We start from the raw sequence: 14,191 nt of genomic DNA, 5'->3' as shown, positions 1-14,191 counted from the left end.
AAGTTTAGGTTAGAAGTTTAGGTTAGAATTTAACATAACGTAGTTGTGAGAAATCCTTAGTTTATGTCTTCTGAGAATTAACCCAATTCATTAAAATTAGTCTTGTTGATGGCTATTTTCAAATAGGGTATATGATTGCTGAGAAATTACTTAAGTCAACTAAGTATGATGTGTTCCTTTAATTTTGTCATCTAAACGCGCTCAAATCAAGTGATCATTGCTTTGCCAAGTTTCTCTGGTTTATGTTTTTCCATAGTAAAGTTTCAAAAGGTAGATAGAAGGGGAATAACAAAAAATAGGAAGATAAATATCAATGAAAGTAAAGAGCCTACTGAAAATCATAAATACTACATTGGTTCTGTTTTGGAATGAATACACAAATTTTCATTACATTTCTAAAAGCAACCTATCCTATGTAGTTTAACCTGAAATATCGAATCTATACTTTTAAATCTAATCCTGGTAACTATTGAAAGCATGGTTTTTGTAAGTTCTATTTCGTCGTTTAAGTGGTTGAAAAATTGGACTTCAGTAAAGCCCATATTTTCAACCCAAGCATGCAGTTGATATTTTCCTAAAGTAATAGGTTAATTAAAGATAAGTAAATACCCACTTACTTACAGGCATAAGGATAGTGCTTTAATTATTCACAAAACCACGTGAAGCATAAAAGCCTTAAAGAAAGACATCCCAAATGTAATTATTTGATCGCAAGAGCGGAAACAGAATAAATTGCATTAGCCAGCTTTGGGCTATATTTATTCATATAATCGAGATTTTTGATAAAACAAAATTAATTATTAACCCGGTTAATTTAGCAGTTAAAACTTTTTCTGATATTGGTTTCCAAGTGTATTCCATAGTTAAAACTGTCTCAGTAGACTAGTTTTTACATACTAAATGAAAATGCGCAACAAAGTAGGGGTTTTATGGCGTAGTTCGTCTGTAGGCTGATAAATTTTTCTCCACATTATTGGTAAGTAAAATTACTCACGTTTCTGAGCTGGCCATTTTGTTCTATACACTGCTAAATCGCCAAATGAATTATGTTAAATGAAGATTTAAATATCAAACTTGAAACACAGCACAAACAAAATAGAAACTCAATTATTCCATATAACTCAGCCTATTGTGAGCTTTGCAAAATATGGCAGCAACTTGGCTTCTTAAGTGCATAAATATAAGCTGGCAGAAATGTACATTATAACGGCAAATAAGTTGTACAAAATGTAGACATCTAATAGATGTGTAAATAGAGATTTTTTCAAACACTTCCAATATTAGATTGGTGAATATCGACACAAAATATTGCCTGCGTGACTTTTGTCTTGATTAATTATTTCTACAAATTATTTTAGATATTTATGTTGGCCAAAAAGCATTAATGTATGATGTGTTCTTGATTATCTTTAGAGTCAAAAATCATGACTATGGATCAAAAATGAACCGCTTGTTTTTGAATTAGTAAATTATTTGATATTTCACTAATTTGTGCTTGAAGCCAGCCGTCCTATACGTTAACGTGCATGGTGAGGTAACTAATGAGGAATGAGAAATGAAACCTTGGAGTCCAGACAGTTGGAGAGATTTCCCAATCGTCCAACAACCAGAATATCCAGACAAAAAATTACTGACTAATGTTGAGTCAGAGCTTAATGCTGCGCCACCACTTGTTTTTGCTGAAGAAACAAGGAGCTTGTATAAAAATTTAGCCGATGTATGTAATGGAAAGGCGTTTTTGTTACAGGGCGGAGACTGCGCAGAGTCGTTTTCAGACTTTAGTGCAACAAATATAAGAGATACATTTAAAACTCTGCTTCAAATGGCAGTTGTTTTAACTTACGGTGGTAAATGCCCAGTCGTAAAAATTGCGCGAATGGCCGGTCAATATGCTAAACCACGTTCTTCAGATTATGAAACGATAAACGGAGTCTCTTTACCATCTTATCGTGGCGACATTATAAATAATTTTGAATTTACTGAAGAAGCTCGGATCCCAGATCCAAATAGGCTAATGAAGGCTTACCATCATAGTGCGTCGACATTAAACTTATTAAGGGCTTTTGCTCAAGGTGGTTTAGCTGATTTACACCAAGTAAGTCGCTGGAATATGAGTTTTGTTGCAGCTAATCCTCTTAGAGATAAGTTCCAACAAATGGCAAACCGAATTCAAGATGCACTGGAATTTATGGAAGTCTGTGGCATTGATGCAAATGTAGCACCAAGCCTTAAAGAGACTCATCTATATACTTCGCATGAAGCATTGCTTCTTGGTTATGAACAAGCACTTACCAGACGAGATCACTTGTCAGGAGATTGGTACGACTGTTCAGCTCATTTTGTTTGGATCGGAGAAAGAACCAGACAGCTAGATCACGCGCATATTGAGTTCTTTAGAGGAATAAAGAACCCGATTGGTGTTAAAGTTGGTCCGGGTATGGATCCGGACGAGTTGATCAGACTTATTGATGCATTAAACCCGGACAATATTCCTGGTAGATTGACTCTTATCACACGTATGGGTGCAGATGTGTTGCCAGAAAAGCTACCTAACTTGGTTCGCAAAGTTAAGAGTGAAGGTCGCAATGTTGTTTGGTCTTCCGACCCGATGCACGGCAATACTGAAAAAGCGAGTACAGGTTACAAAACTCGAAGTTTCAATAATATATTACGTGAAATTAGCCAATTTTTCGCAGTACACAAATCAGAAGGAACGTACCCAGGAGGCGTTCATTTAGAAATGACTGGACAACACGTTACAGAATGTATCGGTGGTGCATATGGCCTTTCTGATGAAGACCTTGCTCAAAGGTACAGAACACAATGTGACCCGAGATTAAATGCTGACCAAGTATTAGAGTTAGGTTTCTTAGTTGCAGACTTACTCAAAGACGCAAGAGACAGAGTTTAAAAGAAAGCCGCTTTAAGCGGCTTTTTTAATATTTGTTTCGTGATAACCCTGCTTCAGCTATTATTTTCGCCGATATTTCTTCAACTGAAAACTTTGTTGAATTCAGAAATGGCGTTTTATGCTTTTTAAACAACATCTCAACTTCCCTTACTTCTATTCTGCATTGCCTTATTGACGCATATTTAGAATTGGCCATTCTCTCTTGCCTTATAGAGGCCAGCCTTTCTGGATCGATTGTTAAACCAAAGAGTTTATTCTTATGATCTATGAGAAATCGAGGAAAATTACCCTTCTCAAGGTCATCTTCTGTGATAGGGTAGTTTGCTGCTTTTATCCCGTACTGTAACGCTAAATATAGGCTCGCTGGAGTTTTACCGCTTCGACTGACACCCACCAAAATAATATCGGCTTCGTCATAATCTTTAATATTTGCACCGTCATCATTTGCAAGCGCATAATTTACCGCCGAAATACGGAAATCATAGGTCTTTTCATGAATACTGTGCGTTCTATGTACTTTTGGTACAGGTTTGACTTTTAACTCTCGTTTAACTATTTCACTCGCGTAAGACAAAAAGTCATAGCAAACCCCTTTAGAAGATAAAATAATATCGGACAATTCTGGGTTTACGAATGTAAAAAACACTAACGGTGGTTGCCCACTTGATTCTGCCAACTTATCTATTGTCGCTTTAACTGCTTGTGCTTTTTCCACAGACTCAATAAACGGCAGTGTCTTATGTTCAAATTCGACAGGAAACATCGATAAAGTTGCATGTCCAAAAACTTCTGCTGTAATGGCCGTGCCATCAGATATATAAAAAGCTGTTCTCATCTTAACCTTTTCATTACTTTTTTAGTATTTTTTCAAGTCTTGGTTTACGTAGCTATACTTACCGTTGTAGAATGCCTTCGACCTAAAGGAAGGTCAATTAATCTCTCACATTTATTACAATTTGTTTTTGGAGACAGTTCCGTGCAAGACTACGTTCTCTGGTATCAAGAATTGGGTATGCAAGACGTACCTCGAGTTGGTGGTAAAAACGCTTCTCTAGGTGAAATGATATCTAACCTTGCTAACGCTGGTGTACAAGTGCCTGGTGGTTTCGCAACCACGGCAGAAGCTTTTAATGAATTCCTTGAGCAATCAGGATTAAACGAAAAAATTCACACCATTTTAGACACCCTAGACGTTGAAGACGTCAATGAGCTGGCAAAAGTAGGTAGCCAAATCAGACAATGGGTAATCGACACTCCTTTCCAACCAGAATTAGACAAAGCAATTCGCGAAGCATATTTATCCCTTCATGGCGACCAAAGCAATGATGTATCATTTGCTGTAAGATCTTCTGCGACAGCTGAAGATATGCCAGACGCTTCATTTGCTGGACAACAAGAGACTTTCTTAAACGTACGTGGTATTGATGCGGTAATGGTAGCTATCAAACACGTTTTCGCATCTCTTTTCAATGACCGTGCAATTTCGTATCGCGTGCACCAAGGCTATGACCACAGAGGTGTTGCACTATCTGCTGGTATCCAGAGAATGGTCCGTTCAGACAAAGCATCTTCAGGTGTTATGTTCTCAATTGACACTGAATCAGGGTTTGAAGATGTAGTTTTCGTTACATCAAGCTACGGTCTTGGTGAAATGGTAGTTCAAGGTGCTGTAAATCCAGACGAGTTTTATGTTCATAAACCAACTTTAGCCAACAATAAGCCTGCTGTTGTTCGCAGAAATATTGGCTCTAAAGCGATCCAAATGATCTACTCTTCTGACGAATCTCATGGTAAACAAGTTGAAATTGTAGATATGGATCCTGCACTTTCAAATAAATTTTCTATTACCGACGAAGAAGTACAAGAGCTAGCAAAACAAGCTGTAATCATCGAAAAACACTACGGCAGACCGATGGATATCGAGTGGGCTAAAGATGGTAATGACGGCAAACTGTACATTGTTCAAGCAAGACCAGAGACAGTACGTTCAAACGAAGATTCAAATGTAATGGAACGCTTCCAGCTGCAAGAGAAATCTGAGGTTGTATGTGAAGGCAGAGCTATCGGCCACAAAATCGGCACCGGTGTAGTACGCGTATTATCATCTATTGATGAAATGGATAAAGTACAGCAAGGCGATGTACTAGTTACAGACATGACTGACCCTGACTGGGAACCAATCATGAAACGCGCTTCTGCTATTGTTACAAACCGCGGTGGAAGAACATGTCACGCAGCAATTATTGCTCGTGAACTAGGTATTCCTGCTGTTGTAGGTTGCGGAAATGCGACTGCTACTATTAAGCACGGCGACGCAGTAACAGTATCTTGTGCTGAAGGTGATACGGGATACATCTATAAAGGTCAGTTAAAATACGAAGTAATTTCTTCTCGTATTGATTCAATGCCTGACTTACCATTGAAAATAATGATGAATGTTGGTAATCCAGATCGCGCATTTGATTTTGCAAAGTTACCTCACGCAGGTATCGGCTTAGCGCGTCTAGAATTTATCATTAATAGAATGATCGGTGTTCATCCAAAAGCACTTATTAACTTTGATACTCAGTCTGAAGAACTTAAGTCTGAGATCACAGATATTATTGCTGGTTATGAATCGCCAGTAGAATTCTATATTGCAAAACTAGTAGAAGGTATTTCTACTTTAGGCGCAGCATTCGCACCAGAAAAAGTTATCGTTCGTATGTCAGACTTTAAGTCAAACGAATACGCAAACTTGATCGGTGGCCAACAGTATGAGCCGGAAGAAGAAAACCCAATGATCGGTTTCCGTGGTGCATCTCGTTACATCTCTGAAGATTTCAGAGAATGTTTTGCACTTGAATGCGAAGCTATCAAGCGTGTTCGTAACGAAATGGGTCTGACAAATGTTGAAATCATGATTCCATTTGTTAGAACGTTAGAGGAAGCCGCTAGAGTTATTGAGCTTCTAGAAGAGCATGGGTTAAAACGTGGCGAGAATGGTTTACGCGTTATAATGATGTGTGAGCTGCCATCAAATGCATTATTAGCAGATGAGTTTTTAGAATATTTTGATGGATTCTCAATCGGTTCAAACGACCTTACTCAGCTGACGCTAGGTTTGGATAGAGACTCGGGCCTTATCGCGCACTTGTTTGACGAAAGAAACCCGGCAATCAAAAAGTTACTTTCTATGGCTATAAAAACAGCCAAAGAAAAAGGTAAGTATGTCGGGATTTGTGGACAGGGCCCATCGGATCATGAGGACTTTGCCGCTTGGTTGGTAGAGCAGGGTATTGACACGGTATCTCTTAACCCTGACACAGTATTAGAAACTTGGTTGTATTTAGCTGAAAAATTCAACAAATAAGTTTTCAACCACTGCGCCTGGATGTCTCTAGGCGCAGTTCTCGCACACTTCAACACTTCAACACTTCAACACTTCAACACTTCAACACTTCAACACTTCAACACTTCAACACTCAGCTCGTTTGTTAGCTTAACTCTGTAATGTTACTTAAATGCATGCTTGTATAAATCAAACATTTTGTATGATGTGTTCTTCACATTCAGAACGTCTTACTACATGCTTATTGCTACTAAATAGTCATAACAACTAATTTAACATAACTAAAAACACTAATTATCAACAACCATGATGCGAAAAGGGTTAGGTTTTTGTAACTCTAATTGTTGTAGTTTAGATATAGAATTTTCTGAAAAAACATGGCCTTTAGGTAATAGCATAATACCTTGAGCATTGTGCATAGCTAGGCCGAGCTCCATACCTGGTTTAAGTTGCTGCGCTGTCAATATACTCATACTGCCAACTTTATCAGTTTCTTCCTGATCTTTAGACAACACGCTAAGTAGAGAATCAACTACTTTAGGGTGATAAAAACTGCCACTGTACATTTTGATTATCTCTAAAGCATTTTCTTTGCGCTCAGCCATAGGCCTTTGACTTTGATACATGTGTTCCATGTAATCTCTTGCAACTGCTAGTACCTGGGCACCGATGGGGATCTCTTTACCTTTTAAGCCTTTAGGTACGCCTTGCCCATTGTACTTTTCGAATTGACTATAAATAGCTTCGGCAACATCGCTTAAATGCTGGGCTGGCATAAGCATTAGTTGTGCTGTAGATGGGTGAGTTAAAAATAACTTCTTTTTTTCACTGTCTAGTTCGTGAAATGGTTTCGCGTACAAACTAGGGTCCATTGCCAATAAACCGACTTGTGAAAGGTAACCAGACATACGCACCATATCGGCGATTTCAGCGCTTAGAGATAAGCCTTTTGCTACTTGATAGCACAATTTAGCTATATTCTTCGCTTTGTCAGCGTCTAAATGGGGATTCGCGTTTATAAAATTATAAAGTAGCTCAACGGTGCTTCTATGTTCTTTTTTCTCGTTTTCATTCGCTGCTTCTAGCTGTTTAAGTACTTGCCTAATTTGAGAAGTCCTTTTTTCAACTAGGCTTTCTAAGTTTGTATTTAGCTCTTTCAGCTCTTCATTTTGAGATTGAATTTGTTTTTGAAGCGCATCATTTTGTTTTTTTAGTTTTGTAAGTTCAGCAGCCTTATTTATCTCCCGAACCAGTTGCTCATTGTTCCAAGGTTTTTGCAGGTAACCATGTATCCCGCCACTATTGATCGCATTAATGGTATCTTGTATATCGGAGTAACCCGTAAGTAGTATTCTCCTAGCATCCGGGGAGATAGCTTTAGCATGAGTTAAAAACTCAGCCCCATCCATATTTGGCATTCTCATATCGGAAATTATGACATCAAAATCAATTTCACGAACACGATCGAGCGCTTCATTTCCAGATTGAAAAAGCTCAGCTTTTATTCCATTTTGTCTTAATAACCTACCCAGTGATTTCAACACACTTTCTTCGTCATCAAGACAAAGTACGACTATCGGATCATCATTCATTTATAAAATGCGCTCCTACTCACCATTATCGATTTGTTATAAGTTTTAAAATTAGACTAAACTTTAATAAGAAACAACAAAATAGGCACACTTTGATGAAAATAAAATCGACGAATGTGTTGATATTAGATGATGACAAATTGATCCTCCGGGCACTATCGAAATCTCTATCTCGCGCACTTGGAGTAGACAACGTTGTAACGCTAAACGATGCCACATTGGTCGACCATTATTTAACTAGCTCTGAGATTGAATTCAATTTGTTTATCACTGACTTTCAAATGCCTGTTTTAAATGGCTTGGAAGTTCTACAAATTGTGCAACAGCATAGCCCAAAAACGACTCGAGTGTTGATGTCAGGTGATTTAGAGAATTTACAAACTAACTCTAAACAGATACCTGCTAATATATTTCTCCCAAAGCCGTTTTCAATCGATGATATTAAACATTTGGGTAGTTTGTTAGACGAAATTGCCACTGTTCACTTTCAAGAAGAAGAGCTAATTCAGTTAGGTCTTATGCCTTACGTTCCTATACCAGATGAGAAAACGCATTCAGACATTAGAGTTGGCACACCTACTGAAAACCACCAACTAGATAGGCTAAATCAGGCTGTTTGCGCCAGTGCCGAAAGCTCTATGCTTAGCAGCAAATGTCTCGAGGTTACTCATAATCTAATCCAAATTCTTGAAGCCATAACAGATCAATTGATCGACACAGTTGGAATTAACAAAATTAAGGAAGCATTTCAACACTACTATGAATGGGCTGCGCGCTCTTATAAGTTTGCAATTCGTAACACCGTCAAGCAACAGGAAGCCGAGATCATCTTTCAAATAATTTTAAGCTATGTTTTAAATCATGTGTTCCGCGAGTATCTTCGCGAGCTCTCGATGAAAACATACGAAATGCAATTATTGGATCGTTTTGCTGTTATATGGGGGGTCGAACCGTTCATCGTTGAAAGGAGACGTAATATACTAAATTCGTCTAACTTGTCGGAGAACGACTTTATCACTAGAGCCGCTCTAAATTGTCTCGACAATAGTAAATCTCAAAACATTTTAGACATTTTCGAATCTGATACATCCGATATCCACTCTTTGACTATGTATTTGGACGGTTCGAAGCGCGAAGATATAATCAAAGAGGGTATATTATGAAAGGTGTGATTTTTCGTTGTTTGGAAGAACTTGTAATCGAGACAAAAGGAATGGATTTATGGGAGCAGCTTTTAGAGCAACATTGCCCCACTGATAGAGTCTATATTAGTGCACAGTCTTATCCTGACGAAGAGTTGGTGGCATTAGCAACCAGTGTCTCAAAAGCTCTAAATTTGAACATGCCAGAGACATTAAAAGCATTTGGCACTTACCTGTTTTCATTTTTAGCAAAAAAACACACCTCTATTGTTAAAGAGTTTCATAGCTTTGAGCAGCTTATACTTTCCATTGATAAAGTGATCCACAGTGAAGTTCAAAAGCTGTATGATGAACCAAATCTGCCAATGATCGATGCGACTGTAGTGGACTCAGAAACTATCAAGCTAATTTATAATTCACCTCGGCAGCTGTGTTTTTGCGCTGAAGGTTTGATTTATGGTTGTGCTCAGCATTTTAATGAAAGTGTCGATATACAACAAACAACTTGTAGTCATCATGGTGACTCAATGTGTACTTTCATTATCAAACACGGGTAGTTATGCAAAATTATTACAAAGCATATATGCGAGAGAAGCAAGCTCGAGATGAATTAGAAGAGTTGCTAGAAGAAAAAACAAGTAAATTATATGCACTAAATGTAGAGCTCGAGAAAAAAATAGAGCTGTTAGAACGTCAACAAGTCGCGGTAGTACAATCAGAAAAAATGGCGACCTTAGGTACTCTTTCAGCTGGCGTCGCACATGAAATAAATAACCCTCTTGCGTATCTTACTTGTAACATAGACACCCTAGCAGTCTACTCGAAAGATATAAACGAATTTTTGTCTCTTACAAGCAACTATATAGATGAAAAAGTTTCCCGCGATGAATTTTTTGAGCGTTTTCATAAGCTACAACAAGCAACCGACATTGCTGAATTAATAGAGGACCTTAGCGATATTTCTGAAGATTGCAAAGAAGGCTGTGATCGGATCAGCCTTATAGTAAAAAACTTACTCGACTTTGCCAAACCAAAAGCCGACAGCTCAATTGAATTTGAGGCTTCTGAGATTATTACACACGCTACGCAATTGTTAGAGAACAAACTAAAGCTCCTACAACTTGATATAGATTGCGAAAAGAACCTATTACTAAAAGGAAGTAAACCCAATTTAACTCAGGTGTTGATCAACACTCTAGTTAATGCGGCACAGTCATGCGCTGAAGCAAGAAACGCTGACTCGTCGTTTCGTGGCCATATTCAAATATCCGCCTTTAAGTCTGATAAAATGGTCGTTATTAAAATAAAGGATAACGGAACAGGCTTAGAAGAAGCTGATGCAAATCGTGTATTCGATCCTTTTTATACAACTAAACCATTGGGAGAGGGCACGGGAATGGGCTTGGCTGTTGTATATGGCATCATTTCAAATCACCTTGGTACAGTATCAATCAGCAACAATCCTGATTCTGGTGTCACACTAAGCCTCGAATTACCTCTGGCTTTTTAACCTAAGCCTCTGTCTACAAAAGCCTATTTATTGTAAAACATTAGACATAAGTCTAATCTGTTTCACTTAAGCTTCCATCAAATAATTTAAAAGTCCCTGCGCAAAATCAATTTCACGAAGATTTAATCATTAATTTATATAACCAATAATCATATATTATAACCATTTTAAATTTACGTGCACGTAAACTTTCGCATAACTTTTTTTAATGCGAAAGTTTACATTTAGACCCACTTCAGACACAGATATTAATTAACCAACTGTTATATATGCAATAGTATAAAATTTTACCTAAAAAAGAGATGAATTGGATTCATACGTTGGTTTTCAGTACAAAAATTAGTTTATTTCATATAGCCACTTTAAAAGCAGTACATAAGTATTAACAACTGGAAAAAGATGCTCATTATTTAACCACTGCAACATTGACGTGTTTAATTTCTATGTTAGCTTTATTTAACAAATGTTAATCACAATTAATGTAAAGGTTGGTGATAAAATGAAAATGAGAAATCATATTATAAATGCGCTCAAGTTGAGCTCAATAGCAATTGCAATTAGCACAACATATGCCCACGCTTATGATTGTACTGGTTTAGCTGACTGGCAAAGTGGCTCTACTTACGTCGGCGGTAATCAAGTGGTACAAAATAACACTGCCTATGAAGCTAAATGGTGGACACGTTCAGAACCTGCTTCACATTCAGGGCCAAATCAGGAATGGAAAAAACTTGGTGACTGTAGTGGCTCAGGAGTAAATAAACCACCGGTAATCAGTCAGTTAAAGCCAGTTTCCGGATCTGAATTTAATCAAAATGACAGCGTTGCCATAAGTGTAAATGCAGTTGACGTTGACGGAAACGTTAACCGCGTTGAATTCTATGTAGACAACACGTTAGTCGCGACTGATTCAACAGGTACAGCTGATGTGTTTGATGCAAATTGGACAGCTGGACAGCCTGGTCAATACCAAATAAGCGCTAAAGCATTTGACGACAAAAACGAAGCTTCAAACGTTTTAACAAACTTACTGACAGTTAAAACAGCGACGCCAGTCAATGAAGCGCCTGTTGCTACACTGGATATAAAGTCTAAACCGGTAGAGCTAGTTGTTGGCAGTCAAGTTGTTTTCTCACTTTCAGGCAGCGATACCGACGGTACGTTAACAAAACTAAGCTTTGCAGTTAACGGTACAGAGGTGTTAACTACAAACGGTACGGCTACAGAACATACCTGGGTAGCAGAAGCAGACGGTACTTATAATTTTACTTTATCTGTGACTGATAATGACAGCGCTGTTACTAGTGTCTCTACGCAACTTCAAGTTGGTGCTCAGGTACCTGGTGATAGAGATGCATGTAAACCAGACGGACTGTATCAAACTCCAGGTGTCAATACGCCTTACTGTACGATTTACGACGCGAATGGCCGTGAGCTAATGGGTCCTGATCATCCACGTCGCGTGATCGGTTACTTCACGAGCTGGAGAAATGGCGCTAATGGTCAACCATCTTACTTAGTTAACGACATTCCTTGGGATAAAATCACACACATAAACTACGCCTTCGCTCATGTCGATGCAGGAAACAAAGTGTCAATCGGCGATCCTAATGCAGCAGGAAACCCTGCCACCAATATGGAATGGCCTGGAGTCGCTGGAGCTGAATTGGACCCGACGCTGCCGTACAAAGGTCATTTCAACCTACTCAATAAATACAAAAAACAATACCCTGATGTCAAAACACTAATTAGTGTTGGCGGTTGGGCTGAAACTGGTGGCTTCTTTGGCCCTGACGGTAAGCGCGTCAACAGCGGCGGTTTCTACACAATGACGACCAATGCAGACGGTACAGTAAACAACGCAGGCATCGAGACTTTCGTAGCCAGTTCTGTGGAGTTTATTCGTAAGTATGGCTTTGACGGTGTTGATATAGACTATGAATACCCTTCTTCTATGAAAGACTCTGGCCACCCAGATGATTTCCCAATTTCGAATGCAAGAAGAGCTGGGTTAAATGCATCTTACCAAGTGCTAATGAAGCGTCTTCGTGAAGAGCTAGACAAAGCAGGTCAGCAAGATGGCGTGCATTACATGTTAACAATTGCGTCACCATCATCAGGTTATTTGTTGCGCGGCATGGAGACTTTCCAGACCACTAAGTACTTAGATTACGTAAACATTATGTCTTATGACTTACACGGTGCGTGGAACTCGCACGTTGGTCACAATGCAGCTTTATACGATACGGGCGAAGACTCTGAGCTTAAAGCGTGGGATGTATACGGCACTAAAGAGTTCGAAGGCATTGGTTACTTAAACACTGATTGGGCTGTTAAATACTTCCAAGGTGGTTTGTCAGCTGGACGTATTAACATTGGTATTCCTTACTACACACGTGGATTCCAAAATGTTCAAGGCGGGACTAACGGTCTATGGGGGCAGGCTCCGCTACCAAATCAAGCCGACTGTCCTCCAGGCACAGGTTCTGGTGAAAAGAACAAATGTGGTAACGGTGCTATCGGAATTGACAACCTTTGGCATGACAAGAACGACGTAGGCTTAGAAGTTCCAGCGGGTTCGAATCCGCTATGGCACGCTAAGAATTTACAAAATGGAGTCGTTCCTAGCTATCTTGCTGCATACGGCTTAACGCCGGACACAGATCCTTCGGACCAATTAACTGGTACATATGCTCGCCACTATGACTCAGTCGCAGTTGCGCCATGGCTATGGAATGCTCAGAAAAATGTCTTTATTTCAATTGAAGACGAAGAATCAATGGGTACAAAAGTTGATTACGTCATTAATCAAGGTTTAGGCGGCATCATGTTCTGGGAGCTGGCAGGCGACTTCGACTATGACGCGGCTAAAGGTGAATACTTCATGGGTTCAAGCATGACAACACTTGCGTATGACAAGTTTAAGCAGTCAGGCTTGCAATATGATATTCACCGCGGTGATATTGCATTCCAAGTACCAACTGAACAGGTTGACGTTTCTTTTGAAGCTAAAAACTTCCCAGTAGGCGACGACAATTACCCAATAGCACCAACATTTGCATTTACCAACAATTCGAATATTGACCTCTCTGGCGCGAAAATATCGTTTGATGTGCCAGTGTCGACATCTGCAATACTTAAGTCTAATTGGAACGCCCAAGAAAAACTTAAAATGGCAGTAGACGTAAACAACTCCAACGCAGCAGGTAACAATATCGGTGGTTTTGACAATGACTTCCACAGATTCTCCATTACTTTTGTAGACGAGTGGGGCAATACTCCTAAGTCTTTTGCACCTGGAGAAACCGTCAATGCGCAGGTGATGTATTACATGCCAGTTACAGGTCCTGTTAACTTTACAGCAGAAAAAGACGGTAAGCGTTATGCCTTTAAATTTGAACATCCTACGCTACCTGCAGCAAAGCCAGGTGATGGTAATGGTGGTCCAATTACTCACTGTGAAGGTACACCTATTGCGGACATCGTAGTTTACCCAACATTCCCGCGTCAAACCCACGCTGGTGCTGGTGATTTAATCATCGATGGCAAAGGTGTTTACAAAGCGAAATGGTGGAGTAATAAACAACCATCTACGAGTTCAGACTACCAAAAAGTCTGCTCGCTTTAACTAAGAGCCGGTGGAGGGCGACCTCCACCTTCCATTTGAGTACTTAACAAAAACAACATGTAGTCAATAAGGTGAGC

8 protein-coding genes are annotated in these 14,191 nt (G+C 39.2%); 6 read left to right on the top strand and 2 right to left on the bottom strand.

Features of this window, described 5'->3' with window-relative positions:
- Nucleotides 1-1,555 precede the first annotated feature (1,555 nt).
- On the top strand, nt 1,556-2,911 hold the full coding sequence (locus N483_RS00445; RefSeq protein WP_023399210.1) for a class II 3-deoxy-7-phosphoheptulonate synthase: 1,356 nt from the start codon (nt 1,556-1,558) through the stop codon (nt 2,909-2,911).
- Nucleotides 2,912-2,936: 25 nt separating this feature from the next.
- Here N483_RS00445 and N483_RS00440 read toward each other — a convergent pair whose 3' ends face one another.
- Entirely contained in the window at nt 2,937-3,746 is an 810-nt protein-coding gene (locus tag N483_RS00440) for a pyruvate, water dikinase regulatory protein (RefSeq protein WP_023399209.1), read from the bottom strand.
- 141 nt (nt 3,747-3,887) lie between these two features.
- Between N483_RS00440 and ppsA the strand changes: the two genes are divergently transcribed.
- Nucleotides 3,888-6,263, top strand: coding sequence for a phosphoenolpyruvate synthase (ppsA, locus tag N483_RS00435; protein WP_023399208.1), 2,376 nt, complete (start codon nt 3,888-3,890; stop codon nt 6,261-6,263).
- A 269-nt stretch (nt 6,264-6,532) separates the two neighbouring features.
- Here ppsA and N483_RS00430 read toward each other — a convergent pair whose 3' ends face one another.
- Nucleotides 6,533-7,834 (bottom strand): HD domain-containing phosphohydrolase, encoded by a 1,302-nt coding sequence (locus N483_RS00430; protein WP_023399207.1) that lies wholly within the window; start codon nt 7,832-7,834, stop codon nt 6,533-6,535.
- A 95-nt stretch (nt 7,835-7,929) separates the two neighbouring features.
- Here N483_RS00430 and N483_RS00425 point away from each other — a divergent pair, with 95 nt between their 5' ends.
- The 4 genes from N483_RS00425 (at nt 7,930) to N483_RS00410 (ending at nt 14,114) form a co-directional block, all read left to right on the top strand.
- Complete coding sequence (locus N483_RS00425) at nt 7,930-8,997, top strand: response regulator transcription factor (RefSeq protein WP_023399206.1); 1,068 nt, start codon at nt 7,930-7,932, stop codon at nt 8,995-8,997.
- Complete coding sequence (locus N483_RS00420; RefSeq protein ID WP_023399205.1) at nt 8,994-9,533, top strand: heme NO-binding domain-containing protein; 540 nt, start codon at nt 8,994-8,996, stop codon at nt 9,531-9,533. The genes N483_RS00425 and N483_RS00420 overlap by 4 nt, the downstream gene beginning before the upstream one ends.
- 2 nt (nt 9,534-9,535) lie before the next feature.
- Nucleotides 9,536-10,486 (top strand): sensor histidine kinase, encoded by a 951-nt coding sequence (locus N483_RS00415; RefSeq protein ID WP_023399204.1) that lies wholly within the window; start codon nt 9,536-9,538, stop codon nt 10,484-10,486.
- Nucleotides 10,487-10,991: 505 nt separating this feature from the next.
- Nucleotides 10,992-14,114: a glycosyl hydrolase family 18 protein gene (locus tag N483_RS00410; protein ID WP_036976065.1), complete on the top strand. Its 3,123-nt coding sequence runs from the start codon at nt 10,992-10,994 to the stop codon at nt 14,112-14,114.
- Nucleotides 14,115-14,191: the final 77 nt, after the last annotated feature.

The organism is Pseudoalteromonas luteoviolacea NCIMB 1944 (assembly GCF_001625565.1).
GTDB classification, from domain to species: domain Bacteria; phylum Pseudomonadota; class Gammaproteobacteria; order Enterobacterales; family Alteromonadaceae; genus Pseudoalteromonas; species Pseudoalteromonas luteoviolacea_F.
This window is presented reverse-complemented; position numbering and strand designations above follow the sequence as displayed.

Excerpts from the sequence above, each read along its gene's own strand:
- N483_RS00445 (WP_023399210.1), top strand. The coding sequence starts at position 1,556 with ATGAAACCTTGGAGTCCAGACAGTTGGAGAGATTTCCCAATCGTCCAA.
- N483_RS00440 (WP_023399209.1), bottom strand. The coding sequence starts at position 3,746 with ATGAGAACAGCTTTTTATATATCTGATGGCACGGCCATTACAGCAGAA.
- N483_RS00430 (WP_023399207.1), bottom strand. The coding sequence starts at position 7,834 with ATGAATGATGATCCGATAGTCGTACTTTGTCTTGATGACGAAGAAAGT.
- N483_RS00425 (WP_023399206.1), top strand. The coding sequence starts at position 7,930 with ATGAAAATAAAATCGACGAATGTGTTGATATTAGATGATGACAAATTG.
- N483_RS00420 (WP_023399205.1), top strand. The coding sequence starts at position 8,994 with ATGAAAGGTGTGATTTTTCGTTGTTTGGAAGAACTTGTAATCGAGACA.
- N483_RS00415 (WP_023399204.1), top strand. The coding sequence starts at position 9,536 with ATGCAAAATTATTACAAAGCATATATGCGAGAGAAGCAAGCTCGAGAT.
- N483_RS00410 (WP_036976065.1), top strand. The coding sequence starts at position 10,992 with ATGAGAAATCATATTATAAATGCGCTCAAGTTGAGCTCAATAGCAATT.